General features: G+C 42.5%; 27 protein-coding genes. 10 read left to right on the top strand and 17 right to left on the bottom strand.

What is annotated here, in order from left to right; genetic code table 11:
- Window positions 1–13 precede the first annotated feature (13 nt).
- Complete coding sequence (locus MSSIT_RS06110; protein WP_048170854.1) at window positions 14–979, top strand: GNAT family N-acetyltransferase; 966 nt, start codon at window positions 14–16, stop codon at window positions 977–979.
- Between the two features lie 239 nt (window positions 980–1,218).
- Here MSSIT_RS06110 and MSSIT_RS06105 read toward each other — a convergent pair whose 3' ends face one another.
- On the bottom strand, window positions 1,219–1,521 hold the full coding sequence (locus MSSIT_RS06105) for a UPF0228 family protein (RefSeq protein ID WP_052721556.1): 303 nt from the start codon (window positions 1,519–1,521) through the stop codon (window positions 1,219–1,221).
- A 52-nt stretch (window positions 1,522–1,573) separates the two neighbouring features.
- On the opposite strand from MSSIT_RS06105, the gene MSSIT_RS06100 reads away from it, so the two are divergent.
- The gene (locus MSSIT_RS06100; protein ID WP_048170852.1) at window positions 1,574–3,223 is read left to right on the top strand and encodes an IS1634 family transposase; all 1,650 of its coding nucleotides are present in this window, start codon (window positions 1,574–1,576) and stop codon (window positions 3,221–3,223) included.
- 267 nt (window positions 3,224–3,490) lie between these two features.
- On the opposite strand, the gene MSSIT_RS06095 is transcribed toward MSSIT_RS06100, so the two are convergent.
- From MSSIT_RS06095 to MSSIT_RS06075, 6 genes are all read right to left on the bottom strand, one after another.
- On the bottom strand, window positions 3,491–3,859 hold the full coding sequence (locus MSSIT_RS06095) for an ATP-binding protein (protein WP_048170850.1): 369 nt from the start codon (window positions 3,857–3,859) through the stop codon (window positions 3,491–3,493).
- A 121-nt stretch (window positions 3,860–3,980) separates the two neighbouring features.
- Entirely contained in the window at window positions 3,981–4,436 is a 456-nt protein-coding gene (locus MSSIT_RS06090) for a hypothetical protein (RefSeq protein WP_048170848.1), read from the bottom strand.
- 197 nt (window positions 4,437–4,633) lie between these two features.
- Window positions 4,634–4,999, bottom strand: a complete 366-nt coding sequence (locus tag MSSIT_RS06085) for a CGGC domain-containing protein (RefSeq protein ID WP_390175977.1) — start codon at window positions 4,997–4,999, stop codon at window positions 4,634–4,636.
- Between the two features lie 35 nt (window positions 5,000–5,034).
- Window positions 5,035–5,373 (bottom strand): cupin domain-containing protein, encoded by a 339-nt coding sequence (locus tag MSSIT_RS06080; RefSeq protein WP_048170846.1) that lies wholly within the window; start codon window positions 5,371–5,373, stop codon window positions 5,035–5,037.
- Window positions 5,370–5,498, bottom strand: coding sequence for a hypothetical protein (locus tag MSSIT_RS25230; protein ID WP_261789052.1), 129 nt, complete (start codon window positions 5,496–5,498; stop codon window positions 5,370–5,372). The genes MSSIT_RS06080 and MSSIT_RS25230 overlap by 4 nt, the downstream gene beginning before the upstream one ends.
- Before the next feature lie 77 nt (window positions 5,499–5,575).
- Window positions 5,576–6,235: a nitrite/sulfite reductase domain-containing protein gene (locus MSSIT_RS06075; RefSeq protein WP_048170844.1), complete on the bottom strand. Its 660-nt coding sequence runs from the start codon at window positions 6,233–6,235 to the stop codon at window positions 5,576–5,578.
- Window positions 6,236–6,511: 276 nt separating this feature from the next.
- Here MSSIT_RS06075 and MSSIT_RS06070 point away from each other — a divergent pair, with 276 nt between their 5' ends.
- Window positions 6,512–6,868, top strand: a complete 357-nt coding sequence (locus MSSIT_RS06070; protein WP_048170842.1) for a winged helix-turn-helix transcriptional regulator — start codon at window positions 6,512–6,514, stop codon at window positions 6,866–6,868.
- A gap of 52 nt (window positions 6,869–6,920) precedes the next feature.
- On the opposite strand, the gene MSSIT_RS06065 is transcribed toward MSSIT_RS06070, so the two are convergent.
- On the bottom strand, window positions 6,921–7,598 hold the full coding sequence (locus MSSIT_RS06065; RefSeq protein WP_048170840.1) for a nitrite/sulfite reductase domain-containing protein: 678 nt from the start codon (window positions 7,596–7,598) through the stop codon (window positions 6,921–6,923).
- Between the two features lie 229 nt (window positions 7,599–7,827).
- Between MSSIT_RS06065 and MSSIT_RS06060 the strand changes: the two genes are divergently transcribed.
- Both MSSIT_RS06060 and MSSIT_RS22950 read left to right on the top strand, forming a co-directional pair.
- The gene (locus MSSIT_RS06060) at window positions 7,828–9,246 is read left to right on the top strand and encodes an acetate--CoA ligase family protein (RefSeq protein WP_048170838.1); all 1,419 of its coding nucleotides are present in this window, start codon (window positions 7,828–7,830) and stop codon (window positions 9,244–9,246) included.
- A 92-nt stretch (window positions 9,247–9,338) separates the two neighbouring features.
- Window positions 9,339–9,533 (top strand): hypothetical protein, encoded by a 195-nt coding sequence (locus MSSIT_RS22950; RefSeq protein ID WP_156158800.1) that lies wholly within the window; start codon window positions 9,339–9,341, stop codon window positions 9,531–9,533.
- A gap of 63 nt (window positions 9,534–9,596) precedes the next feature.
- Here MSSIT_RS22950 and MSSIT_RS22945 read toward each other — a convergent pair whose 3' ends face one another.
- Entirely contained in the window at window positions 9,597–9,743 is a 147-nt protein-coding gene (locus tag MSSIT_RS22945; RefSeq protein WP_156158799.1) for a hypothetical protein, read from the bottom strand.
- Between the two features lie 585 nt (window positions 9,744–10,328).
- Between MSSIT_RS22945 and MSSIT_RS06055 the strand changes: the two genes are divergently transcribed.
- From MSSIT_RS06055 to MSSIT_RS06045, 3 genes are read left to right on the top strand one after another with little or no spacing between them, the layout of a single operon-like run.
- Window positions 10,329–11,159 carry an ABC transporter ATP-binding protein gene (locus MSSIT_RS06055; protein WP_048170835.1) on the top strand — a complete coding sequence of 277 codons (831 nt, stop codon included), beginning with the start codon at window positions 10,329–10,331 and terminating at the stop codon, window positions 11,157–11,159.
- A gap of 1 nt (window position 11,160) precedes the next feature.
- Window positions 11,161–12,543 carry a COG1361 S-layer family protein gene (locus MSSIT_RS06050; RefSeq protein ID WP_048170833.1) on the top strand — a complete coding sequence of 461 codons (1,383 nt, stop codon included), beginning with the start codon at window positions 11,161–11,163 and terminating at the stop codon, window positions 12,541–12,543.
- Between the two features lie 39 nt (window positions 12,544–12,582).
- The gene (locus MSSIT_RS06045; RefSeq protein WP_048170832.1) at window positions 12,583–13,827 is read left to right on the top strand and encodes an ABC transporter permease; all 1,245 of its coding nucleotides are present in this window, start codon (window positions 12,583–12,585) and stop codon (window positions 13,825–13,827) included.
- Between the two features lie 191 nt (window positions 13,828–14,018).
- Here the strand turns inward: MSSIT_RS06045 and MSSIT_RS06040 are convergent, their stop codons facing one another.
- Entirely contained in the window at window positions 14,019–15,338 is a 1,320-nt protein-coding gene (locus MSSIT_RS06040; protein ID WP_231590441.1) for an alpha/beta fold hydrolase, read from the bottom strand.
- Between the two features lie 712 nt (window positions 15,339–16,050).
- On the opposite strand from MSSIT_RS06040, the gene MSSIT_RS06035 reads away from it, so the two are divergent.
- Entirely contained in the window at window positions 16,051–16,329 is a 279-nt protein-coding gene (locus MSSIT_RS06035; protein WP_048170830.1) for a hypothetical protein, read from the top strand.
- A gap of 220 nt (window positions 16,330–16,549) precedes the next feature.
- Here the strand turns inward: MSSIT_RS06035 and MSSIT_RS06030 are convergent, their stop codons facing one another.
- The 3 genes from MSSIT_RS06030 to MSSIT_RS06025 all read right to left on the bottom strand — a co-directional run bounded on the left by MSSIT_RS06030 (window position 16,550) and on the right by MSSIT_RS06025 (window position 20,535).
- Window positions 16,550–17,554 (bottom strand): hypothetical protein, encoded by a 1,005-nt coding sequence (locus tag MSSIT_RS06030; RefSeq protein WP_231590440.1) that lies wholly within the window; start codon window positions 17,552–17,554, stop codon window positions 16,550–16,552.
- Window positions 17,555–18,107: 553 nt separating this feature from the next.
- Entirely contained in the window at window positions 18,108–18,302 is a 195-nt protein-coding gene (locus MSSIT_RS22940) for a hypothetical protein (protein ID WP_148705029.1), read from the bottom strand.
- Window positions 18,303–18,723: 421 nt separating this feature from the next.
- A complete protein-coding gene (locus MSSIT_RS06025; RefSeq protein ID WP_048170827.1) occupies window positions 18,724–20,535 on the bottom strand; it encodes a KUP/HAK/KT family potassium transporter in 1,812 nt (603 codons plus the stop codon).
- Between the two features lie 651 nt (window positions 20,536–21,186).
- Between MSSIT_RS06025 and MSSIT_RS06020 the strand changes: the two genes are divergently transcribed.
- Window positions 21,187–22,674: an MATE family efflux transporter gene (locus tag MSSIT_RS06020; protein ID WP_048170825.1), complete on the top strand. Its 1,488-nt coding sequence runs from the start codon at window positions 21,187–21,189 to the stop codon at window positions 22,672–22,674.
- 164 nt (window positions 22,675–22,838) lie between these two features.
- On the opposite strand, the gene MSSIT_RS06015 is transcribed toward MSSIT_RS06020, so the two are convergent.
- The 4 genes from MSSIT_RS06015 to MSSIT_RS06000 form a co-directional block, all read right to left on the bottom strand.
- Entirely contained in the window at window positions 22,839–24,011 is a 1,173-nt protein-coding gene (locus tag MSSIT_RS06015) for a prenyltransferase/squalene oxidase repeat-containing protein (RefSeq protein ID WP_048170823.1), read from the bottom strand.
- Window positions 24,001–24,846, bottom strand: coding sequence for a hypothetical protein (locus tag MSSIT_RS06010; protein ID WP_048170822.1), 846 nt, complete (start codon window positions 24,844–24,846; stop codon window positions 24,001–24,003). Before MSSIT_RS06010 ends, MSSIT_RS06015 begins: the two co-directional genes overlap by 11 nt.
- Before the next feature lie 96 nt (window positions 24,847–24,942).
- Window positions 24,943–26,406: a radical SAM/SPASM domain-containing protein gene (locus tag MSSIT_RS06005; RefSeq protein ID WP_048170820.1), complete on the bottom strand. Its 1,464-nt coding sequence runs from the start codon at window positions 26,404–26,406 to the stop codon at window positions 24,943–24,945.
- 62 nt (window positions 26,407–26,468) lie between these two features.
- Entirely contained in the window at window positions 26,469–26,648 is a 180-nt protein-coding gene (locus MSSIT_RS06000) for a hypothetical protein (protein ID WP_048181134.1), read from the bottom strand.
- Window positions 26,649–26,678 lie beyond the last annotated feature (30 nt).

Raw genomic sequence — 26,678 nt, 5'->3', positions numbered from 1 at the left:
ATAAAGGTGAAGTATGAAACTTGAAATTCAATTTGACCAACTAAATGGAAAATATGTGAATGCAGCCGCTGATTTAATTATGTCTGCATACATTGAAGAAAAGACAGAGATTCCATTTTTACCTTACGAAAAAGACTACTTATACTATCTCAGGAAGTTAATTAAGAACTTATTTGACAAAGGAACAGGCGTTGCTGCTGTCAGGGGTGAAGAATTAATCGGGTTTATCGCCGGATTTGAGGTTAAAGAACTATTTGGGAAATGTAAAGGTATTTACAGTCCTCTATATGGGCATGGCGGGAAAAAAGAATATAGAAGTGTATTGTATCAGGAGTTATATACGCACGCAGCTGAAATATGGGTAAAAAATGCTTGTTTTACTCATGCATTAACATTTTTCGCACATGACACGGAAACTACTGATTTATGGTTTTGGCAGGGGTTCGGTCTGCGCTGTGTAGACTCTATTTGCGAATCAAAACAGATTTCTGCAAATAATCCTTCCAACATTATAATTAGAAAAGTCAATGTGCTTGATATTCCCGCTTTAGCAGATATTCATAGACAGCATAACATGTATTATGGAAACTCACCTGTTTTCATGCCTGGAAGAGATGAAGACCCGGTCCAGGATTTAACCGGTTGGCTTAAAAAAGACGATCATCATTTATGGGCAGCCTACCAAGATGGAAAACCGCTGGGATATATGAAAATTCAACCAGACGCTGAAACTTTTGTTTCGAACCACAGGAACGTTATGAACATAACCGGTGCATATGTTCTGGAGAGTGAAAGAAAAAAAGGTATAGGAACTATGTTATTGGGAGCAATACAGGAATGGCTTTTACAAAACGGGTATACTCTTTACGGAGTGGATTTTGAATCCATAAATATTACGGGAAGCAGATTCTGGAATAAGCATTTTGTTCCGTATGCATATAGCATGGTCAGACGGATTGATGAAAGAATTTCAACATGAGTTGAAAATTTAAATATGAGTTAGTTAACTCTAAACACACATACTAATTAACTCTGAACACAAGCTAATTAATTCAGACCCGCTGTCCGTTGCAACGGCAAGATTTACTTGAGAAAAAGTTTACTTGAGAAAAAATTTACTTGAGAAAAATTCGTGTGGAAGAAAAAGGTAAAAACACATACCTACACTACACCACAACAATTCACCGAACGGTAAGCACAGCCAGATAAAGACTCTCATTAGATACTACCGGTACTACCGCAAGACAATAAAGTCAATACCTTTTCATTCATTTTAAGCTCATTTTCGATTCTTCTTTCATCGCTTTCCCAAATCCAATTCTTAGATTCATTTCCGAGAATAATAAGACACAAGACGGAATTTTTCACCTGAAGATCATTTTTTTCCAGCATCGCAAGGAAATTTTTATCCTCAATAGCTTGTTCCGTTACTGTGATTATATAATGATTTCCTTTTTTGATATCATGGTATATAGGATCAGTCCAATTCTCAACTTTTCCCAATTCATTTCTTACATCCATTCTTTTATCCTAGATTCGGCAGGTAAACAAATATCTTAATATTATTAATTTTATATCTCTTTCCTGGTATTCCCATGGCAGAAAAAACAGCAGTAGAAGAGTTGAATCCTCCCTAAAACGTACAAGGTTCTTAGGTCACCTTGGTCTTATGGCTGGAGTTTTCCGAGAACTTGAGGTTGACAAACTGATCGATGAAAAACTTCCCAAAGAAAGGGATCATACTATCCCTCACTCAGTCTGCATCCTTGCCATGTTGCTCAATGGTCTTGGTTTCGTAGGGCAACGTCTGTACCTGTTTCCTGATTTTTTTAAAAATATTTCTACGGAAAGGCTTTTCGGAGACGGTATAACAAGAGAGGATCTGAATCAATACGTTATCGGAGAGACTCTTGACAGAATCGTAAAATATGGCCCTACAAAACTGTTTACGGAAATTGCTCTTCACATTATGACTCTTCTACCTATTCCTGTTCATTGTTTACACGCTGACACTACAAGTGTCAGCGTTTATGGGGATTATGATGACGAAGAAACTGAGTCTATTGACATTACTTTTGGAATTCCCAAAAACGGAAGATGGGACCTCAAACAATTTGTACTTAGCTTGATTGTTAATCAGCATGGGATACCTCTTTTCATGAACACACATTCAGGAAATTCTTCCGACAAAAACACAATTCTGGAAGCGATCAAGTCTCTCAAATCAGTTTTAAGACCTGAAAGCGAAGTTTACTACGTCGCTGATAGTTCCTTTTACACAGACAATAATATCAAGAACATGGGAAAGTCATTCTGGATCAGTCGTGTTCCTGCAACAATTACCGAGGCAAAGGAACTGCTAACTGAAAATCTGAACCTGAAAACGCTAAAAAGCGACGAAAGATACTCATTTTATCAAACCTTTGTGGAATATGGTGGAGTCAAACAAAAGTGGGTTTTGCTGCTTTCTCACAAGATGAAAGAGAAGAAAGAGCAAACTCTCAGGACGAAGCTTGACAAGGAGGTTGAAAAAGCAGAGAAGTCTTTTAAAAAACTGAAAGGAGAGGACTTTTTTTGCGAAGACGATGCATTAAAAGCTGCAGAAAAATGGATTCAAGATTTCCCTTCTGTCTCATTTGAAAAGGTAGATGTGAGATCTATTAAAAAGCGTGAATCAGGTAAAAGAGGCAGACCTTCAAAAGATGAGCAATTAAAGACTTATTACAGGATTAATGGAATCATAAAGGTTAATGACGCTTTTGTTTTAAATGAAATGGATAAAATGGGACTTTTTATTCTTGCAAGTAACGATATCAATCTTTCTCCTGAGGATATGCTGAAGTATTACAAAGGACAGGACAATGTAGAAAAAGGATTCAGATTCTTGAAAAGTAACACCTTTAGCATATCGAAAGTTTACCTCAAGAACAAAAAGAAAATTGAAGCGCTGACTATGATAATGGTTCTCTGCTTAATGATTTATTCAATTGCAGAATGGAAATTAAGGACAAAATTAGAAGAAGAAAATGAAACGATTCCAGATCAAAAAGGGAAACCAACAAAAAGACCTACAATGAGATGGGTATTTTTCAAGTTCCAGGGAATTACAGAACTTATTTCTCAGAAAAAAAGACAAATAAAGTCAGAAATATTGAATATTGAGGAGATTCACTGGAAGATACTGGGTCTGATGGGAGCGAAATATGAAAATATCTATCTCTAATTACGTTAACCTGCCGAATGAAGGATAGTAGATTAAAAAAGAGTTGCTAAGGACATAGAGTTGGGGTAATTGAGGGGAATAGAAAAACGAAGAATTAGTTGAACAAAGAAACAGTATTATCTGTATTCACGGGAATTTTTACGCGCATAGCGCGGCTTTTCAAAAAATGAATGTGAAAAAGAATTGAAGAGTAGTTTTCTCAAACTGAAACCTTATATAACATGTCTCCGCTCAAGAGGACGAATTTTTGATTAAGAGATTTACCAATCAACCGTGGATCAGTCTGGGCAAACAGCGGGTACAGACCCAGAGACTCTCCATATTGTGCCTGAGGGGGAGAAGGTAGTGGGTGTCTTCTCCGGCTCCGCATTCGAAGCAGCGGATTGAGATATCTTGCTTTTTCGGCTGGGCTTCGGCTTTTTCCCTGTTAAATTCGACCGTGTGCCTTTCTTCAATAGAGAGGGCACCTTCGGGACAGACCCCTATACAGAAACCCATACCGTCACAGAGTTCTTCGGATACGACTTTTGCTTTGCCGTTAATGATTTGAATGGCACCTTCAGCGCAGGGTGCAACACATTTTCCACAGCCTGTGCATTTTTCCTCATCAATTTTTATAATTGTTCGTTTTACCATGAAGATTAAACCCCTTTCCCTCTGGGTCCGTTCCTTTTCCGGGAAGATATTTTTTAATTTATCGAAGTGTCCGGAATGTCGGATTGGCTGACCTGTCCAGGTGACTGATTTGTTCAGGAAATCAAATATCGGAGGACATAAACTGCCATTTGAAATCCGGCAAGTATCCTTCCCTGTAGAGCGTTGTTTTATAAACGTCTATTAGCTTGCCCATTTTGCAGGTGTACTTTATGAAGTCCGTACCTGCTTCCCCTTTGAACAGGATTCTTTCTGCTTTCTCAAGAAGTTCCGGATAGATAAATACCAGTTCTTCTTTAGTGTGCAAAAATAGAGCAGAAAAGTCCCTGTGAATGCTCATGCTTCTTTTCAGGAGCTCTGTGTTTAAAGTCTCATCAGAGATATAGTTCTTGAATTTCAGGTACGCGTGAAAGTCTGCTATATTCTGATTTAAAGAGTTCAAAATCGAGTACAGCATGTTATCGGTTGCAGGAAGGGGAAGATCCTGAAGCTCAGGATGCGCACCTTCATAGATTTCGTTTTCTTCCGATTTTTTGTCCCGGGTTGTATCGTGATCCATTTTTATCACCTGCTATATTTGCAAACCAAATGTTCTACAAATTGAATTTTAGCCAGTGAAGTTGTAATCTGAAACCTCCTTCAGATTAAAGTAATAAATTACCTCTTTTTCGGAATTGTCTGTTTTTTTGAATTATCTGTTTTTCGTAATCAGCATAGAGTTAAATCAGCATTGGATTTGAATCTGCATTGAGTTTTTCAGTGGTGTGTGCCTTCAACTACCTTTATTCCGGCGTCCTGAATTGTCTTTCGGATGGTGTCCAGATGAGGGCATTTCGGATAGCTGTCCTCCATTAGCATGCAGGAGCTGAGGTGTACGGCATCAAGCTCATACTGTTTCAGAGCTTTTAGCAGCCTGTAAACCCTCCTGCCGGAGCAGCCACCGCATGTGAAGAAAGCAATTATCTGCGCACCTTCACCGTATGCCTCAAAGTGGGACTTCCTCTCATTGAAGGCTTTGAAGCAGCCCACTCCAGGACAGGTTTCAGAGACAATATCGCAGCGGACAACTGCGATTTTTACGGTTTTTCTTTCTTCAGTCAATTTAGCACAGTCCTTTAGCATAGTCCTGCTCGAATACTCTTCAGTCATAAACAGCTTTACAGCAGACGGGTTTGTTCAGTCTGCCTCGGAACTTTTACAACAAGCACCCTGAATATCCCATCTCCGGGGTTCAGCAGGCGGTGAGGGATCTTTGCGGGACTTTCGATCAGCATGTCCCTGCTGACTTCCTCCTGCTCGTCCCCGATCTCGACTACACCTCTACCCTCCAGGATATAGAAAAACACGTCCACAGGCGTGATGTGTTTTTTCAAGACTTCCCCTGGCTTGAGTTCGATGTGCACTGCCTGGGCATGCTCAGTGTCATAGAGCATCCGTACGCTCACATTATGAGGGTTCGGCTTTTCGGGTGAGGATTCAATCTCAACAACTTTCATATGGTTCTCTCCTTCCTGACCAGTTTTCTGCGTTTTTCAACCGCATTTTGTAAGTCACATTTAACATTTTCAACAGGACGTCCGTTTTCATCCTCTATTTTTCCGAGATTTTTTCCCGGAAGCAAACCGGGAGATTCGGAGGCAAAATTCCTGAAAGTCACCGACTGAAGAATTACTCTGATTAACCCACCGTTAAACTAAGTTACAATCCGACCTGGGCTTTGAATTCCTCAAGGCCCATGCCATCAATGAATTTTCCGAGCCTCTTTTTTGTGCCGGAGTTTTTGTAGTAGGTAAGGATTTTCTCAACGACGTCAAGAACCTCCTCTTCGGAAAGCCCCTTTGCCACGACATCTGCAAGCCTGGGCGTTGCAGCAGCAGAGCCTCCGACCATGAGATTATAGCCTTTTGCCGTACCCATTATCCCTATATCCTTGATGGCAGGCTCAGCACATGAGTTCGGGCAGCCGCTAACCCCGATTTTCAGTTTTGAGGGCATCGGCATTCCGTGATATTTTTCATCAAGTTTGAGGCCAAGACCCAGTGAGTCCTGCTTAGCCTGCTTACAGAAAGTTGTCCCCGGGCAGATCTTAATACTTCTTACGCAGAGCCCTATTGCTGCTCCTGGCTTTATGCCAAGGTCAGCCCAGACATTATCAAGATCTTCCTCTTTCAGACCCACGATTGCAATTCTCTGAGCAGAAGTTGCTTTCAGGGCAGCTGCCCCATACTTCTTCGCAACTTCCGCGATTTTCATGAGAGTATCCGGGTCAACGACTCCTCCGGGAAGGTGGGGAGCTATTGCGTATGATTCACGGTCTCTCTGAACGATTGCACCTTTTTCGGGTAGATTGTCTTTCATGATTGATCCTTTCTCCTCAAACTTTAATGCCGGAATTTTAAACCTGTTCAAAATGTCAGGCAGTCGTACAGCGAAGAAGGCAAAGCCATTTAATACGTTTTTCAAGCGAGTTTTAATACAGCCCGGATATTATGATACTTTGCCCGGCTGTACACTGTACAGAGATCTATCACTTAAAACTATTTTTTATAAAATTTGATATTATATTAGTATCTATTTGATACCAGTATATTAGATATACTAACTTATATACCAGACAGTTTCTATGTTTATACTATGAAAGACTGCACAGTCTACAAGACGATGAACATCATAGGGAAAAGATGGACCATTCATATCCTCCTTGAACTGCACAAAGGGGAAAAGAAAGAAAAACGCTTCAATGAGCTGAAAAGAAAGCTGGAGTATATTACTCCGAAGATCCTTTCGGAAAGGCTTACAGAGCTTGAAAATGAAGGCCTGATCACAAAAAAATTCGATGACTCTACAAATCCCCCAAAATCCGAATACTACCTCACCGAGAGCGGAACAGATTTCATAAAGATAATACATGCAATAAAACGCTGGGGGCTAAAATGGAAATTCCAGAATGAAGAGTGTGAGAAATTAATTTGTAAATACTGTGAACATTAAGGGCAAAAAAGAGATGGAAAAATAAAGGGAAAAAGAGAGAAAAACATGTTTTTCACTTTTCCCAGATCCCTACTTCCTTTTTGAACTCTTCCAGGCCAATCTCGTCTATAATCGTTCCGAGTCTTTTCCTGTTTTCCCCATAGTCTTTAAAGAACTCGACTATCCTGTCAACGGCTGCCAGGATTTCCTCTTCGGAGAGCCCTTTTGCTACAACATCAGCAAGCCTTGGTTTAAGTCCTGCAGCGCCGCCCACCATGAGAGTGTAGCCTTTTGCCGTACCCATAACCCCTACATCCTTAATCACGGGTTCGGAACAGGAACTGGGGCAGCCGGATACAGCCATTTTCATCATGTAAGGGAGTTTCATCCCTCTATATCGAGCCTCCAGTTTCGTCCCAAGGCTCACAGCATCCTGCTGACCTTTCCTGCAGAATGTTGTGCCAGGGCAGAACTTGACACCCTTTACAAAAGGTCCGGCAACAATTCCGGCATCCATGTCGAGATCTGACCAGGCGGCATCAATATCTTCTTCTTTTAAACCTACAATTGCCATCTTCTGTTCGGAAGTCATTTTCAGGGTTGCAGCCCCGTATTTCTCCGCAACGTCCGCAATTTTCCTCAGGGTTGCAGGGTCGACTATTCCTCCAGGGGTTCTGGGAGCGATTACATATGTTTCTCCGTCACGCTGAATGATTGCATTTTTTTCAGGTATGGTGCTTTTCACAGGCATCGCCTCTCTACATAACAATTATTCCGTCTTATACTTCCAGACGGACATTCAGGAAAATTATATTTTCATAGTTCAGGCGTTTTTTAACAGTAGTACTTTAAAGATGTTGTTTATAATATAAGAATAGAGGGAAAAAAGGAGGAAAAAAAGCGGAGAAGACTTCATATGCAGAGACCAGCGAAGTTTCTCAGGTTCCTCTTATCTTAAAGGAAGGTCGGGGAGGTTTTGAATGAGTAAAGAGGGAACGGATAAAGAAAAAACTGGCACTGAAAAAAACCTGAATTTTTTCTTCAAGCCTGAGAGCATAGCCTTGATAGGAGCATCTCCCAACCCGGAGAAACTTTCCCACACGGTCCTGGAAAGCCTCCAAAAAATGGGCTTCAAAGGAAAGCTCTATCCTGTAAACCCCGGATACAAAGAAATTGAGGGACTGAAATGCTATTCGTCCCCCGGAGAGATTGAGGACAGGATTGATATAGCTATTTTTGCAGTCCCGGCTAAAGCTGTCCTTGAAATTATCAAAGAGCCCGTAGAAAACATAAAAGGAGCTGTAATTGTAAGTTCCGGCTTTCGGGAGATGGGCCCAGGCGGAAAGAAAATGGAAGAAGAGCTCAGGACTCTTTTGAATGAAAAAGACATCAGGGCAATGGGTCCCAACTGCCTGGGGATATATGACACAGTCTCAAAAGTGGACACCTTTTTCATAGAAGGGGAAAAGATAGAAAGACCTTCAAGAGGCGGAGTTTCCGTGCTCACGCAAAGCGGGTCTTTTGCCGCTGTGATAATGGATGAGCTGGCAAATGAAGAGGCAGGCGTTGCAAGGGTCGTAAGCTACGGAAACAAGGTTGATGTGGATGAAAGCGATTGCCTTGACTTCCTTGCGCAGGACGAAGCCACAAAAGCAGTTGCCCTGTACATTGAGTCCGTAGGAGACGGGCGGAAGTTCCTTGAATCTGCTTCAAACTGTGTAAAAAAGAAACCTGTGGTGGCGCTCAAGGTTGGAAAGCGGGAACCTGGAGCAAGGGCAGCAAGTTCCCATACCGGAGCAATTAGCGGGAGGTATGAAGCTTATGAAGCCGCCTTCCGGAAAACTGGCATAATAGAAGTTGCAAGTTACGAAGAACTGAAAGCTGCCTGCAAGGTCTTAAACAGGTATTCCCCCATAGCAGGAAAAAGAGTCCTGATAATAACCGACGGGGGAGGAATAGGCATCTCCATTACCGACTCCTGTGAGGAAGCAGGGCTCAAAGTCCCGGAACTTTCCGAAACTGCAGCAAAAAGACTAAAGGAAAAGCTCCCTCCTTTCGCTTCCGTAAGAAATCCGATAGACCTGACAGGCAATGTGCGAGACGAACATTATATTGATGCCTTAGAGGAAGTTCTCTCAGGAGAATATGACCTTGCAATTGTCAGCCTGCTCTGGGGTCCTCCCCTTCTTACCGAGGAAGTTGCGGAAAAAATCCGAAATTTTGCCGACAGCTGTGGAAAACCTGTCCTGATCAGCTCCCCCGATGGAAGTTACAGCCGGAAAATGGCTTCAGCATTTACAGATTCCGGGATGCCGGTTTTTTTTACTCCAGAAAATGTAGTAAGGGCAGCAGCAGTGCTTTGCAGGGGAACTTCTCATATATTACGCTCCATACTATGAAAAAGTCGTAGGGGTTGATTTCTCCAGGTCCATGCTCTTTGAAGCCGAAAAAAAGGTCCTGAAGCGTGAATATGAAAATGTGGGTCTGCTTCTTGCATATATTGCTCAGAGCAGGTGTCGGCTGCGTAAAAAAGGTCTTAGCCTTTCTGAAAAACAGACCGGCTTTTGATATGACCAATCCGCGCCGGATCGAAATGATTGCCCGAAAAAACGGCTTCCAGATGGAGTATGCGAAATCGATGTACTATGGATACAGGTATCATGCCATACTTTCTAAAATTCCCTAACTCAATTTCAATTTGCGGATCGAGCTAGAAGGTGAATGGTTACTGTTAAATCAATTGCATATGTTATTGAGCAGGCATAAAATTCTCTTTCTGCACACTTAATGTTAAGCCCTGAAGCTTCTTGAATCCACTTTGCCTCTTTTCAGGATGCTCGGATTCAAACTCGTGTAAGTTTGTCCGTATTAATCCCGCTTCAACAGCCAGGGTCATCTTCTTCCTGCTTATCTTTCCTATTGATCCCTATTGATCCGAGTTTTTTCAAAAATGAGATTTTGCAAGAGTGAAGAATATAATGAAATGGACAAAAAGCAGCAAATATATAACAGGTGTCCAGAATATAGTAATATTTTCCAAAAATGTTTTGAATGCAAAAAACATTAAAAATTATATGAGAAAGGATGGGACATAGGACTGCATCCGGGAAGTTGTTACATGGAAATTAACGATTTATCCTGAAACTCAACCGCTTATCCCGAAAAGCAACGGATCATTCTGAAAAAAGGTTTCGAGATACACGGTCACGCTGGAATACAACAGTTTCTGGAATACAACAGTTTCGGAGAACGCATAAGGTTTGTTAGATAAAAATCCTTAATAGGTACAGATTTCAAAGAACTTTTGAAACAATAGTGCAAGTATAAAGTAAAGCATTGTGAAATAAAACATTTAGAAATAAAGCATTTAGAAATAAAGCATTGTATCCGATGTAAAAAGATAAAAGTTTAGAGATGAAGGGTTTGGATAAGAAATAAATGAAAAAGATCCCTGCCCGCGGGAGTTATTGAGGTGATCTAAATGCAAGCCTATCTCGCAGAGACATTGACAATGGCGTTAAGTTCCACTGTTCAGGAAGCTTCTTTTGAAACCGAAGTCTGTCCTGATGCCCATGACACTGCTGCCTGGTCAGGGAGGATTCCCCTTATCAAGCTGACAGACGTCTGGAAAATTTACAGAATGGGGGAGATTAACTTTGCAGCTCTCAGCGGGATCGACCTTGAGATCTACAGGGGGGAATTTGTGGTGGTTCTTGGCCCGAGCGGAAGCGGAAAAAGTACACTTATGAACCTGCTGGGCTGCTTAGACCTGCCTTCAAAAGGGGCTATTTTTCTGGACTCGAGGGACATTTCCAGTCTTGAAGAATCCGAACTTGCCCGCATCAGGGGACAGATGATAGGGTTCATTTTTCAGAGCTTTAACCTTATCCCGACCATGAACACACTGGAAAACGTCCTTTTACCCCTGGAATTTCAGGAAGAAGACCCTGTACGGGCAAGGGAAAGAGGAGAATACCTGCTTGAGATTGTAGGGCTCTCGGATAAGAAACGAAACCTTCCATCCCAGCTTTCAGGCGGACAGAGACAGAGAGTTGCAATTGCCCGCTCCCTTGCCGTAAACCCCCCGGTAATCCTTGCCGATGAGCCGACCGGAAACCTGGACAGCAAGACCGGAGATTACATCCTGGAATTTCTGGCAAAATTACATGAAAAGGAAGGCAAGACGATTATTATTGTCACCCACGACCTGGATCTTGTAAAACACGCAACGAGAGTCGTGTACATCAGAGACGGAAAGATAGAAAAAATAGAACATGTCAATCGAAAAAAACATGAAGGGGAAATGAAATGAAATGAAAAAAGTTTCCATATTAATGCTCCTGATCCTACTTTTATCAATTATACCGCTAAACGCCGGAACAGCTCTTGCCAGCGGGTTGATAGACTCCTCCTCAGTACAGGTAAGCCTTACCAACCAGAACCCTGATGTAGCAAGGCCAGGTGAGCCCGTGGAACTCACGGTAAGCATAAAAAACGTGGGGACTAAAGACCTTAAGGACATAACTGTCGAGATCACCCCCGAATACCCTTTCGGCAAAGTGTCGGGAGAAGCGCTAAAAAAAGAGGTAGCTTACCTGAATGCGAGACAGGACGACGACAGTGCAGGTATCCTTAAGTTCAAGCTCATGACCGATTCCAATGCTTCCGAGGGGACATACGAAATAGACATAACCACAACTGCAAAATCGGGAGACGGGTCTTCCTCAAGTACCAGCACCACCACAAAAACCGTTTATCTTGAGGTAAGGGGGAAAGAATACGCCCAGATTGTGACCATCAACAAGGCAAATATCGATGTGGCAAAAGAAGAACCCCTTGAGTTCATTGTAACAAACACCGGAAACTCCCCTCTTAAGAACATGGTCATCTCCTGGAAAGACCCCGAAGGTGTGATCCTCCCGGTATATTCTGACAACACCAAGTACATCAAGTACCTCGAACCCGGAGACTCCATAACCATTTATTACTCGGTAATGGCAGATGTAAACGCAGACCCCGGGCTCTACACTCTGGACATAAACCTTACTTTTGAAGACTACGAGTCAAACGCAAAGAACATCAGGACAACGGCAGGGATCTTTGTGGGAGGGGAAACCGACTTCGATATCTCTTTTTCCGAAAGTGATGCAGGAGAGATCTCTCTTTCGGTTGCAAACGTGGGCAATAACATTGCATATTCAGTGAAAGTATCGATCCCGGAACAGGATGAGTACAGGGTATCGGGAAGTTCCTCAACGATTGTCGGGAACCTTGAAAAAGGGGACTACACTATCGCTACATTTGATGTGATGAGCAAAGGGGCCGCCAACCGGGATACAGAAAACCCTGAGGGAAGAGCAACTGCTGCCCTGGGTAATGGGTCTTCCGCTTTCAGGGCTGAGCCCTCCCTGAAAGTCCGGATCGAATATACGGATGCCAGGGGAGAAAGAATTACGGTCGACAAGGATGTTCCAATTGAGATGACCGCAGCTGCGGGAGCCCCGGCAGCCGGAGGCAGGCCCGGAGCAAGAGATTCCGGCAGCAGTCTGAGATCATATCTGACCTATATAGTGATAATAGTAGCTGCAGGAGCAGGAGCGGTCCTGTACCGCAGGAAAAAGCTGGAAAAAATCGGAAAAGGATCGGGAGATAAAAAACCGGAAGAAAAACCGGAAGAAAGGAAGCACGTCCTCTGAATGTAAAAATATCGAAAAACAAAAACCGAAGGACATTTCATGAGAAATTCTAGCTACATAAAAATGGCTCTTAATATGCTCCTGCACAGTAAACTCCGGAGCTGGCTGACAATCATAGGGATTGTTATAGGTGTCGGGGCAGTGGTGGGTATCATCTCCCTCGGGGATGCTATGGAGGCAAACGTGCAGAGCAGACTTGCCGACATGGACCTGACTAAAATCACCATCTCACCCGGATACTCAAGAGCCCAGTCAAATATGCCAGGCCCCGGACGAGGTTGGGGAGGAGGTTCTACGACCGATGCCGAGCTGACCGACGATGACGTTTCGGCACTTCAGGGCATAGAAGGCATAGCGTACATCGCAGGTGGGATTTCCGGCAGGGAGGAGGTAACATATACGGGGGAAACCGCAACTCTTTCTATCACAGGGGTGGACCCTCAGGTCTGGCAGTACATGACTACCCTCAAAACAGAGTCAGGAAGACTGCTCAAACCTTCGGATAAGTACGTAGCAGTCATCGGGAGTGGAGTTGCCAGTGGAATTTATGACCAGGACGTAGGAATAAACCAGGTGATAACGATCAACGGCAAATCCGTACGCACTGTCGGAATCCTGGCAGAGGAAGGGGGGAGCGAAGACAGGCAGATCTACATGCCAATCGATGCCGCTGTATACGTGATCGAGGATGCGGAAGAAGACGTCTTTGATTCCATCACAGTAAAAGCCCAGAGTGAAGAGATGGTAGACAGCGTGGTCACGGAGATCGAAGACAAACTTATGATCTCCCGCCATATTGTGCGAGAAGACGACAGGGACTTTTCCGTAACCGCTTCAAAGTCTATGGCTGAATCCGTAACAGAGATGACGAGTTCCATTACCCTTTTCCTCGGAGCAATTGCGGCCGTGTCCCTGCTGGTAGGAGCCGTGGGCATTGCAAACACCATGTTTACTTCTGTCCTTGAAAAGACAAAAGAAATAGGCACGATGAAAGCCATAGGAGCGAAAAACAGGGATATTCTTATGATTTTTGTATATAACTCCGCAATGGTAGGCTTTGTCGGAGGGGTCTTTGGAGTTATACTGGGAGGAATGGTTTCATCCCTTTTCCCTTACCTTGGTGTGACTCTTATGAGGGGAGGAAGCGGAGCGAGCATATCCCTTTCCCCCGGCCTGATGATTTTCGGGCTGACCCTCGCCATCCTGATCGGGGTAATTTCGGGAGCAGTCCCAGCATACAGGGCTTCAAAACTGAAACCTGTGGATGCCCTCAGGTACGAGTAACCGGGCCGGAGAAAACACAAAGGACCTGGTGGCAGATCACAGGACCCGCAAGCAGATCAAAGAATCTACAGACAACATTCCCGAGGAATCTTCCCCGGCATTGCAGGTTTTTTTTCAGTGCTGCGAATTCAAAACAGAAAGCATTGGTATTCGGACATTTTCCCAGTTCAGATTCCTTTTATTCATAGTCTTTACTTGTTCAGGTTCTTATTGTCATCGATCCAGTCACCTATGATTGCCCACAGATCAGATGAATTGCTGTCAATCAAAAGGCTGCCATGCCCCTGGTCATTCCAAGTTATAGTAGTAACCCTGTTGTTTGTTGTTCCGACCTCGTTTTCATACCACCATGCACCATAATCTCCAAAGCCTCCCCCAAGTCCGATATAAAGTACCGGAGAGTCTACTCGGGAAGGATCAATTTCATAACCCTCAACATTGCCCATCAGGCCGGCCATATACTGGTCCAGGTACTTCGGCGTATAAGGCACAGCCCCGGTCCAAGTTAAATTAAGCAGCCGGTCTTCATCTACATGATAGAGGCCGTTAAGGTCCCCGCTCCAGTAGTGATAATCCGGAGTATAGGGATATGCGGAGAAACTATATGTCTGGCTTGCCATGAGCCTGAAAAACTGCCTGTTTGTAAGTTCGGAAAAATTATGGCCTTCAGGTTCCACAGAAGCCAGGTAGGCTATGTACATCATACCTGCCATACTGCTATCGCTATAAACTCCGTTTTCGATACTTTCGGTAATTGAAGCAAATTCTTGAGTCTGATTGTGTATTAATTCAGAATTTTCGGGATTGTATTCGATAATAATATCGACCGGCACTGCTCTGTCTACAGAACCCATAGGACGATCGTCATATTTACTTGCTTCATAAGCCGTGAGAAGCATTGCCCCGTGACTGTGCCCGATTGCCGTAACCTCTATGCTTTCTGCAGATTTACCGCTTAAGAGAGCGGTATGGATTCTTGAAACCCTGATACCTTTGAATGTGTCCTGGAGATATTTCTCAAAAGTCCAGTCTTGCATAAAACTGAAATCAGTTTCGTTTCCCGGAACATTTGTCTCTCTCCTGTCCAGGATATATGCGCTGTACCCCTGCTGAGCATAGTATATTGCCATGTCGGAACAGAATTTTTCAGTCAGAGCATGCCCGGGCAGAATCACCAGATTTTTATTTGATTTTGTAGCCCAGGGTCTTTTCTCCAGAACATAGTTAGTAAGAGTGATGTAGTCGTATTCTCCGGGCCCGACTCTCAACCGGATTTTGTACTCTGCTATATCCCCGGAAACAAGTCCTATTCTACTGCTTTCATTAAAAGGCAGACGCGGTTGTGAAACAGTAAACAAAGCAGGGATATACGAAGTTCCCAGTTCATCCGATCGGGGATCAACATTGCCCAGTTGATTACCCAGTTGCGAATACGGATCTACGGCTGAAACCGGAGAAGAAACCGATAACAGAATAAAGAAACCTGCAATTAAACTAATTTGTATTTTCATGTTTTCGCCTCTTATATTAAATAAGAACTGACTCGAGGAAACATGCGTTTTAGCAGTAGTCATGTTACTCCCCGTTTTGACGTCAAAAGCGTAGTGAAAAATAAAAGAAAACAGCCCGAGGGCTAAAAACCGATAGCATGAAAAGGAGCCACTTAGCAGCTTTCCCGAGATGACACATAGCAATGATCTCATAGATAAGGCACCCGGGTTTCCCATGCCTTCAAAACACTACCTCCAAATAAAACATAAGTTAGACAGATAAGAATTGTGATTTTGACTTTCGTCCCTATTTTTTTACAAAGAATGGCTATTTAAATAAACAGCTGAAATTAACCAGACCGGGAGATTTAATGAAAAAGGTCTGGCAGCTTACTATTTAAGAGAAATGAGTGTAAATGAAGGGGGTTATACTCTTGAATTTCCCAGAAAGAATAATTAAAGTCCGAAATTCACGAAGAAATCATGGTCTGTATTAGAAGAAGCAGGTTTGCCCTTTATTACCTCCCCCGACCAAAATTAAATCATTAATGGAAAACTCAGCATCCAGATAGTCGAGATCAAAATTAGATAAAAACAAGTGGTACAAAGACAACGTACTTGCCAAGTGGGTCAAAGGAAAAAATTTTGGAAAACGCTCCGTGCTTTATGCCGAGGAATACCTGGGGGGCAAACTGGAAAAAATCAGAAATTATAAACAGGGGGTGTTGGATAATTGATCATACTTGACGAACCATACGTTTCTCAAATTCTGCGGGACAACATCGTAGAAATGAACCTGTCTGTCCTGAAATACGCAGCCTCTGAACGCCCGGGCTTCAGCAAAGAAATGACCTTTCTGGAAGACGTCGAATTCATCGAACTCTTCAAATCCAAGAATTCCAGTAAAATCTACGGCAATTCGGAAAATTCCTTTGCCTGGATAGCAAACAATCTTGGGTTTACAGGTATCCCGGAAAAGATAGAAACATCCGATTACAGTTTCCTGTTTTGAAAAACCCCTGGAGCTCAGGAAGCTTGACTACAGGCAGTATCCGTTTTTTGAGTTTCTTTTTACCGAAACAGAAGTCAATAACTGGGGAGAGATTGAGAGAGATTTGAAGTCGGATTTAATGGATTTCATCCGAATTCGTGCAGAAAAGGGAGGAAAGGAAGATGTAAAACGGCTAGCTGGAAACGGTTGGCCGGAGTTCCGGATTTTTAGAGGAGAGCTCTCACCCCATCTTCCAATCAGCCCGATTCTGCCCATCAATCCTGTCATAAAGCTCATTCAAAGCCCTGTGCAGTCTGAAGACTTCCTTTTCCCAATCTTTTTTACCGTATTCCGGGCAGGGACCCACCTTAGAGGCGGCCATCCGGGCATAGTTGCGGGAAATTTTTCGGTTGCTCCAAGAGAGTCCGAATGCCTGATCGGTTTTCTTGATACTGTATTTTTCGTGAATCAAAAACTCATAAAGTTCAGAAACTCTGTCCGGTTTTTCTCCGGAATTTTCGGGAAATTCAGGAGAGAAGGCAGCCAGATTCCGGAGTCGGTACTTGACCCCGCAGCTTTCGGGACAGAGCTTTTCAGAGCTTGCAAACTCAAGCATCTCCCGGTATTCAAGAAAAATATCTGTCTTCCCGAAACCTGAAGGCAGAGTTTTTCCCAGGAGGATAAGGACATGGATGCATTCATGAAAGAGGATTTTTGATATCAGAAACTCGATCCTTTCCTGAAGGTTCCACCACCTTTCAACAAGTTCCTCATCCCACAGTTCATGAGGATTCACCAGGATGAGGGACCTGTAGATTATTTTTTTGTCTTTTCTGGAAACGGTCTTCTTAGGCTCAAAAGCCAATCCCTGCAGCTTTCCTAAAAACTGTATCCGGACTGCAAGCTCCAGGCAGTGTTCCCATCCTCCTGAACGCACACTTTTTACCCTGTAATATTTCCCGTCAAAGTGCACCTTTTTTATCAGCCGGTAAAGGTCCTCACTCTGTTCTTTAATAATGGCTTTTATCATGGGCTCCCGGTAAATGTTCAGGTCAAGCTGGAGAAGCCCGGGAGAGAAATACAGGTACTCGGGAGCAGGAAACGAAACAGGAACAAACGCCGGGGCCAGATACGGGAAGGAGGAAGCTGCAGAGGACAAGTTTTCCCGTATCCCGTATGCATGCAAACCGGCTTTTTTCTCTGGCGAAGTCTTTTTTGTTCCTGTTCCCTGGATTTCCTGCTTCATGAATCTACCCCTCATAATTGACCTTTTTCCCCTTATTACGAACCAAATTGAGTAATACAATAGTTGATTTCTGTGTTAATATGTAATATTATGGATTACTAGATTTATACTTTTTCATATAGAATGAAAATGTTATATGAATAGAGATGAGATATAAAAAATGAGATTTTTCGAAAAATTACAAATGAAAGTTATGCTGGCTCACCCCAATGCAAGCAACGGAGTATGTTCACGTTGTCGCTCCAAGAAGGGGCACATAAAAGTGAAAAATAAGAAATGAAAAACCAGAAATTGCTTTAAAACCAGATTTGTAGGATTATACCGGATAAAGGGCCAGAATAGATTTGCAACAAATATAAAAAAGTTAATGGATTCAATGATTCTCTGTCATTGAACCACCAAATAGAATTCACAGGATACGAACTCTCAATTACCAATTGGTTCTTTCACATATTTCTGATCATAAGGTCTTGAAGGTGGCCAGACGTTTTATTATCACAGCTAACACTTTTATTGCGGCGACAATAAGAAATACCACACATTCTTCCATGAGTCATAAGTAGCTACAATTGGATTCAGTCGGTGTACAAACGTCCAGAATGAATATATCTTCTTCTTCGATCATCTTTCTAGCATCGCAGGCACTCACATTTGTGTATGTGCATTTGCTTGCTGCTGCCATTCCAGGTGAAATTATAAGAAACGCTATAAGAATTGCAGCAAAAAATAACATGCATCGTTTATTCAATTACATCCCTCCGTATTCACCAATTTGTCCCTATAAAAAACCCCAGAATTTGTGAGTTAATTCATTCAAATACAGTAACTATTATTAAAATCCGCATACAGAAGCAGTACCTAGAAGTGACAGTTGTTTGCGTTATAAAGATATTTGCCAATACTCATTAGCTGTAATCTGCCATATTGTACAACAAATTGGCACAAAAAGATAAGGACCCAAAATTTTCAAGCCTGAATATCCTGCTAGCATCTGTTTAAAGAAACAATAATGAAGAGCCTGAGGGGAGCAGGGAAACTTCAGTCCTGGCCTCATGTTTCCAGCCGTTAGTTCATATTTTCAGCTTTTACCCCATATTTGCAGTCCAGTTTTCATATTTCCTGACCATGCTCATATTACAAAACCTTATTCCATATTTCCGGTTCTGCTATCACATTTCAAATCTTGTCAAAACTCCATGAAGCTTATCTGAAGGAAGCTTATAGAACTGGACAAAAGAAGGGGACAGTTTTTTAATTACAGAAAAGGCTCTCCATATAAGATTACTGGTAAGAATGTCTTCTATTCCGTAAAATATTGTTTTTTCCTGGATGCCTTTCTCTTTAAGGATCTGGACAACATCAATTACTTCCATGTACCCCACGTTTATCTCAAAAACTCTCAACCCTTTTGCCAGATCCTTTGCGAAAGAGCTTTTTACTCCGAACGGACTTTCACATTTGACAATTGAAATAAAGATGTTGTCTTCATAAATAATGTTGTTCTCAAACATTACATTGGAAATGTATCTGGGAACATAATTTATGTCCCGTGCAAAGAAAAGAGCAGTCCCGCTGATTTTATTTTCACGGGCATACACCTGCTTATATTTTTCAAGGAAATCACCAATCTTCATGGGGTTCATCAGTTCATAAAGCTTCTTTTGTCCGGAAGTGTATATAATGATCAAAGAAAATGCAATTGCTGCTATCACAATGGACCAGTAACCTCCATGAGGGATTTTATAAGTGTTTGAAAGGAGAAATACTACGTCGATAACGGTCACAAAAAGAGATACAAAAGACCTGAACATCCTCCCATTTAAATAAAAAATTAGAGTCATCATCAGGCCTGTAATTGACATGGTTCCCGTAACTGCCAGTCCGTATGCAGCTGCAAGTCTGTGGGAGTCCCTGAACTCAAAAATCATAAATAAGACGGAAATAAGGAGAAGCCAGTTTACCGCACCGATATATATCTGGGACCGCAATTTGCCTGAAGTATAATCGATCTTCAGCATGGGAATTATCCGGGTCGTAATGCCCTGATATACTATTGAGAACATGCCGCTGATCATGGCCTGAGAAGCAATAATCGTAGCTGTGATACTCAGAATAAGAAATGGGATATATATGACCTCTGCCTGCTGATTTATCATTTCAAAGAGAATATTTTTTGACTCCGGGTTTCTAAGTATAAATGCTCCCTGTCCTAAATAATTCAGGATCAGGGCGGAGAATACAAGTCTCCAGGCTTTCAGAATCGGCTCCCTTCCCAGATGACCCATATCGGCGTACAGTGCCTCTCCTCCGGTCGCACACAGGATACCTTCGGATAACACAAAAAATCCCGTAAGCCCGTTATGTAGGAGAAAACTGATAGCACAATAAGGGTTTATGGCTCTTAGCACACCAGGAGTAGAAAATATTGAGGCAATACCTGAAAATGCGAGAGATGCGAACCATAAAAGCATTACCGGTCCGAAGATCCAGGTGATTTTTTCCGTTCCCTTACTCTGGATTGAAAAAAGAGCTACTGCGATTATGCCGGCAATGAGCATGATAGTTCCCTGCCCGATGTCCTGGAACTCAGGTATGGTCTTGAGGCCTTCAACGGCACTCAGGATGCTGATTGCAGGCGTAATGACCCCGTCCCCTACAAGAAAAGAGATCCCTATATACGCTAACAGCGTGATAAAAGCCACATTTCGGCCGGATTTAATGAGAGGGACGAGCAGCTCTTTTAAAACAATCGTCCCTCCTTCTCCTTTTTTTCCCAGGCTCATGGCAAGCCAGGCGTACTCCACGGTTACGAATGTGATAAGGGTCCAGATAATTAAAGATAAAACGCCTATTATGTGAACTTCCGTAGGCTTTGTGAGAAGGAGTATAACCGTAAGGGTATAGATGGGACTGGTCCCGATATCTCCAAAAACAAGCCCCATTGAATTTACTATTCCCCTCAAATCGAATTTTGAAAACATAACATATCACCTATTTAATCCATGAATTTCGCAAGAATCTGATCCGGGTGGAAAGTCCCCCGGAGGGAAAGTCCCGGCATCGAAAGCCTATGGCAATAAATTATGGTTTTATTCTGGCCCAAAAAGAGTGAAAAGTAATCGAATTTGCAGGATTTTTAACTCGAGAATTTCCCGTCTTCATTTAAAATTTGCCTCCTTCCTCTGATAGGCTGTATTTTATTCGATCAACCTTAAAGCAAATTGTATTGTAATAAGAAGATGCTGAGAATTGTGTTTTCAGAGATAGATTCGGATATAAAAACCCTGCCCCTTTTATAGATAAATCGAGTTTGATCAGCACCAGGAGGGTTAAGCGGATTTGAGTTTTCCACTCGACAAAGTGTATTTTTCAGGTTTCCTTTTAATCAATCCATATTAAAAGGAAAATAAAAAGCATTTCGTTTCAAATAATAAAATGTAAAAGGCAGAGAAATCAAAGAAGATTAGAATACAACATGCAAGCAGAAAGATCAAAGAAGAATAAGATGAAACACGTAACCAGAGAGTTCAAAGAAGAATAAGATGAAACACGTAACCAGAGAGTTCAAAGAAGAACAGGATAAAAACATATGACAGAATAAAAAACATGCAAGTCCAAAAACGGCGGGAAAAATGAGTATGGAAACGGCAGAAGAAAAAGGGAGCACCGAAGAAAAAAAGGCAAAAGAGGAAAAGTTAGAAGAAAGCCGGGATGAAAAGGAAAAAGCAGGAATCATCACCCCTCAAAAAGTTACAGAGGGAGTGGACGTACTTCTCGGGGAACCCAAAAAAGCTGTTGTCAAACTCTCAATTCCGATTATAGTTGCAATGTCCGTACAGACTATCTACAGCCTGACCGATACTTTCTGGGTTGCGGGGTTAGGGGCGGATGCCCTGGCTGCCATAGGGTTCTCTTTTCCTTTTTTCGTTATCCAGATGGCGCTTACGAGCGGGCTTGGTGTGGGGGGAGGGGCTGCGATTTCCCGGCGGATAGGGGCAAGAGATAAGGCAGGCGTGGATAACGTTGCAGTGCATACCTTTGTACTCATGATAATCCTCACGGTTGCCCTTACGGTTTTCGGACTTGCTTTCGTAAGAGACCTTTTTATGTACAGCGGAGCCGGAGGGACTACGGACCTCGGAGTTGCTTATGCCAGGGTTATCTTTGCAGGCAGTTTTGTTTTCTTTTTTGCAAACGTTTCAAACTCCATCCTGAGAAGTGAAGGAGACGCAAAAAGAGCCATGCAGTCCATGATCCTGGGCTCTGCCCTGAACATAGTGCTCGACCCTATTTTCATATACGTCCTTGGCCTGGGGGTCGCAGGAGCAGCCCTGGCAACGGTAGTCTCTTTTGCATGCTCGGGACTGCTGATGTTTTACTGGTTCTTTATCAAAAAGGACACCTATGTGTCTTTTGATTTTCATTCATTCAAATTCAACCTGGCAATTGCCAACGACATCTTCAGGGTCGGAATTCCCTCTTCAGTCGAACAGGTCGCCCTGGCTATGACCGCCCTGCTCATGAACCTCATCATTGTCAATGTCAGCAACACCGACGGAGTTGCAGTCTATGCCACAGGCTGGAGGGTTGCAAGCATTGCGGTCGCTCCCTTGATAGGGGTTTCAATTTCCGTAGTTTCTATTAGCGGCGCCGCCTTCGGAGAAAATAACTTTAAAAAAGCCAGGAATGCACTCATTTACGCAACGGAAATCGGTTTTCTTGCCGAAGCCCTGATAGGCATCGCCGTATACGTATTTGCCCCGCAGATTGCAGCCGTGTTCACTCAGGCTGAAACTGCCGCCCGTATCGCTCCGGAACTGACAAGGCTCCTGAAAATTATGACGGTCTTTTACCCGGCGGTTACCTTCGGAATGCTCTCGGCTTCTCTCTTCCAGGGCGCAGGAAAAGGAACAAGCGCCCTTATCACCACCCTCCTGAGAAGTCTGGTCCTGACCCCTCTCTTTGCCGTGCTTTTTGCATACGAATTAGGTTGGGGGCTGCCTGGGGTCTGGTGGGGACTGGTTACGGGTACGGTGATTGGTTCGATGATTACTTTTGTGTGGGCGCAGGTTTATTTGAGGTGTATGATAAAGGCGGAGAAAACGGGAGAGAAATGTTGAAAAAGGAAAAAACCATCCGTTTCGGAACTTCATAGTCCATAAACAGCAACCAATCCATAAAGAAACCTGATTTCGATAGCGTACCCACAGAAATGAAAGAAGTGAAAGATCAGTTACTCTTGAGAATCAGTTACTCTTGAGAAGCAGTTACTCTTGAGAATCAGTTACTCTTGAGAAGCAGAGCAGGAGTAATAGCCTGACAAATTAAGAAAATCGTATAATACGCCCATTACTGTTGCTGTTGTAAATAAGAGATTAACGTCGGTTACGACTTCACATTTTCTACGATTCGAACCGGCCCACGGTTCACGAACCTGCGGATCGGGAACTCTAAGTATGGGTTTTGAAAACCAGCTCCCATCTTCTTTCTGGTTCCCGATCAGCCATAGTACCGAGTCTTTGACTTCTCTTGAATGGATGTTGTTCTCGAATAAAAGAAGCGAAGATAAGGAAAGGGCTGTGTAAAACGGATAAGGGTCAGCTTCGTAACCGTTTCCCCACCCTTTTGACGGAACAAATACGCTTTCTAGCCAGGAGATAGCCTTCTTCACCGGATCAATTTCTCCGAGTTGCTTTAAAAAACTACAGGCTAAACTCGTTCCGTAGATCCTGCAGTCCCACCAGTAAGAGTCCCAGTATCCGGCAGGATTCTGCCTGCTTATTAAAAATTCCCTGGCATTCGAGATTTCCTGCTCAAACCGTTCCGGACCTGAGTTAAGAAAAGCATTTCCTGTCATTGCTGTTATTGAAGGTTCGGAAATACACCAGGCACTGTCCGGCATTGTATGATATCTCCCGTTTGAACCTGGCAAATAAGTTAAAAAGCCGCCTGTGTTTTTATCCTGGTAAGAGGCAAGCAGGTCAGCAAATTCGTGCAGATAAAAAGCAAAATTTTCCTGAGTAAGAAGATTTTCTTTTTTGAAGTAATATGCCAGAAGCCGAACCACGTTCGCTGTAGAATCCGCATCAGGAAGACAGTTCTGGTGGTATCCCCATCCGGAAGAAGATTTTGTGTGAAGAAGCCAGACTATTGCTTTTTGAACAGATTCATCCGTATTCGGAAGCCTGGAAAGGTTGTATGCGATGTAAGCAGTTACCCACTGAGAACTGTTTCCCATTCCCGGGATGTAAAAATCCAGCCAGTAACCTTCACCGGACTGATTTGAAATGATAAAATTACTTGCCTTCCTTATCGCCAGTTCAACAGCCTTTAACATCCGGTTGTCAAAGATCTTGTTGCCTGAAATTTTATCGTTTAATGTCCGGTTGTCTGAAATTTTATCGTTTAATGTCCGGTTACTCAAAATCCGGCCATTTAATACCTGTTCATTTGTCAAGATTGAAAACCCTCTTATTCAGATATGTAACAAGATCTAACGGCGGGTAACGACTATCCCAGGATTTCTCATTGCAGCGAAGATAAAGCGTTACTTCCAAACCTGCTTTTTCAGTATAACCAATGCCTAACCAGTGCAAATATGCATTTTTATTTTTTTCAAACCAGATCAGAAAATCTTCGGAACCGGGATTCAGATCCGAAACCAGATAAAAAATAGATTTTTCCAGAGCTTTCAGGCACATTTTGGGACCTGTGGAGATATGGTAGCCAAGAACCAGTCCCGAGGCATTTCTGGTACTGATCTGATTCCAGTCATCCGGAGGGATAAGTTTCATTATTTCATCAAATATACGAGGCGATGGAATCAGTTTTTTTAAATCTTCAATCACCCGGGCATAATTGTCAGGAGTGACAAGGGAATAGGTTTTCAGGACCCAGTTCCCATTCGAATCAAATTCATAGCCATATCCTTCGTTTGCTTCGTGAAAGTAAATTCTTTTAGCGTTCAGATCGAAATTTATGCCCGCAATTATTCGAACATTTTCATTGTGCCTGTTTTTTATCACATCGTATAGCTCTTCGGGGGCAGCCATCAAATCGAGTAACTTTTCTTTTTTTTGCCAGATTTCAGCGTCATTTATTCCAAAAATCGGAATGGAGTACCTGTTATAACTGATTGAACCGGAACTTATCTTAACGGAACTTTCAACCACAGGAGAGTCGTAAACTCCCCAGCAAGCATACATTTCTTCAATTGAAAAATAAAAGTCCAGAACTTTTCCAACGGTACTTTCATTTGACCCGCTTTTGATTAGATTGATATGCTCATTCATAGGACCACAATTTAACTGTTGTCAAAATTAAACTGTTATCAAAATTAAACTGTTATCAAAAATTAACTACTTGTGTAAAGCCGGGAAGGTACTTTATCAAATTTCTCTAACAGGTAATTTTATCTGAACGGGACATTCCGGTTGTGCATCATAAATTGTGCCATATGAAGAAAGTACATCTCTGTAACAGTACCCTTTGATTCGATGGCAAGCTTCGAATTCCAAACAGTCATAGCATACGGAATTTTTGAATTTTTCACGGGGAGGGTATATAAAATCAGTAATTCTTTTAGAGTTCCATACTCCCATAATTCCTTCATCAAACACATTGCCCACAATGAACTCTTCCCTGTGAGGAATCTGTTCGCATAAAGTAACATCTCCGTTGGGCTGGATAATCATATTCGAACGGCCCCCGGAGCATACTGACCGATCTTTCCATTTCTCAGGAGAAAGGTTTCGGTTCCCGCCAGTGGTCAAATTTTTTTCAACGCTTATATTGAGAAGGGGATAATTTTTATTTGCGGACTCTGCAAAATTAGAGATGAATTCCTTATGCTTAAAGGATAAAAATAAATCATCATTATGTCGGTATTTACTTCTACTGTACTGAACAAACTGAAAATCCCTGACTCCAAGGCTCGCAAACTCGTTAACAATAGCAGACATTTCAAGATAATTAAAAGGAGTGAGCACACATTTTATTTTGGGACGGATCCCTACATTCATTAAATTCTTAACCGATTGAATTGTTTTTTCGTAATGGTCTTTCTTTTTGACCATATAACCTGCAGTTGACGCATCAACACTATCTATACTTAGCTGGACGTATCGGAACAGGTGTTCGGGTGCATCCCCGAGACCGATATGCATTAATGCCAGGCACTTAGCCGTATTTTCATCAATAAAGGATTTTGTAGAAAGCAGAAAAACAAAATCTCGGTCTACCATCGCCTGCAATATCTCAAGTGCATCCGGGCGTGCAAAGATGTCGGTTCCGCCGATATCTACAAGGAAAATTTCATTTTCCTGAAGTTCATCAAAAATTTTAATCCACTGACTGAGCTCTTTTTCCTCGCACTTTTTCCTCTCTGCATAACAGTATATACAGTCATAATGGCAACGGTTTGTAAACGATATGCTCACAGACAGAGGTCGGGATAATCTCACTATGGGGAATTGATATCCTTCAATGTCAGGAACCAGTTTTTCAAGATTCCTGAGAGAAGGACTATTTTCACCCTCAAGCGCCAGGATCTCTAAATTAAGAATCGCTGCAATTGTTTGATCAACCAGTTCGGACAACTTTTTACTATTGTTTTCCAGGGCTTCCGGATGAACTGTTTCATAAAGACCGGAATAGATTTGCATAGCATTTTTTTTGATGTCCGACAGAGTGTTGCTGCCATCAAATAAAGGAAGAATAAGGGTTATATTAAGAGGCAAAACAAAGTATTTATTTTTTTCAACAGTACTCTCATAAGCAACAATATATTCCCCATCGTTTCTTAAGATACGGTTTCCTGCCAGATAGGGGGAATCCTGTTCACAAAACTGCATATGCGATCAACAACCAAAAAAATAAAGGGTGCATCTGGGAGTGATGCACCACAAAATACGGCTTACCAGCGCATACCATTTGCGCACTGGTCGCAACCTACTTTTTCCTGTGCATTTAGCATCGAGCTTTCAAGATCTGCTTCAGAAACATCAATGTTCTTCTTTTTCAATTCTTCTTTAACCAGTTTTACGAATTCAGGTACTTTATTTTGTGCGCTTTCAGATAATGTGGGTTTCTCCATACTATTCCTCCAATTTATTTGGCTTTGAGT

It is taken from the genome of Methanosarcina siciliae T4/M, from assembly GCF_000970085.1.
In the GTDB taxonomy this organism is placed as follows: Archaea; Halobacteriota; Methanosarcinia; order Methanosarcinales; family Methanosarcinaceae; genus Methanosarcina; species Methanosarcina siciliae.
Note: the sequence above shows the minus strand (reverse complement) of the source record. Positions and strands in the feature narration are given on the sequence as shown.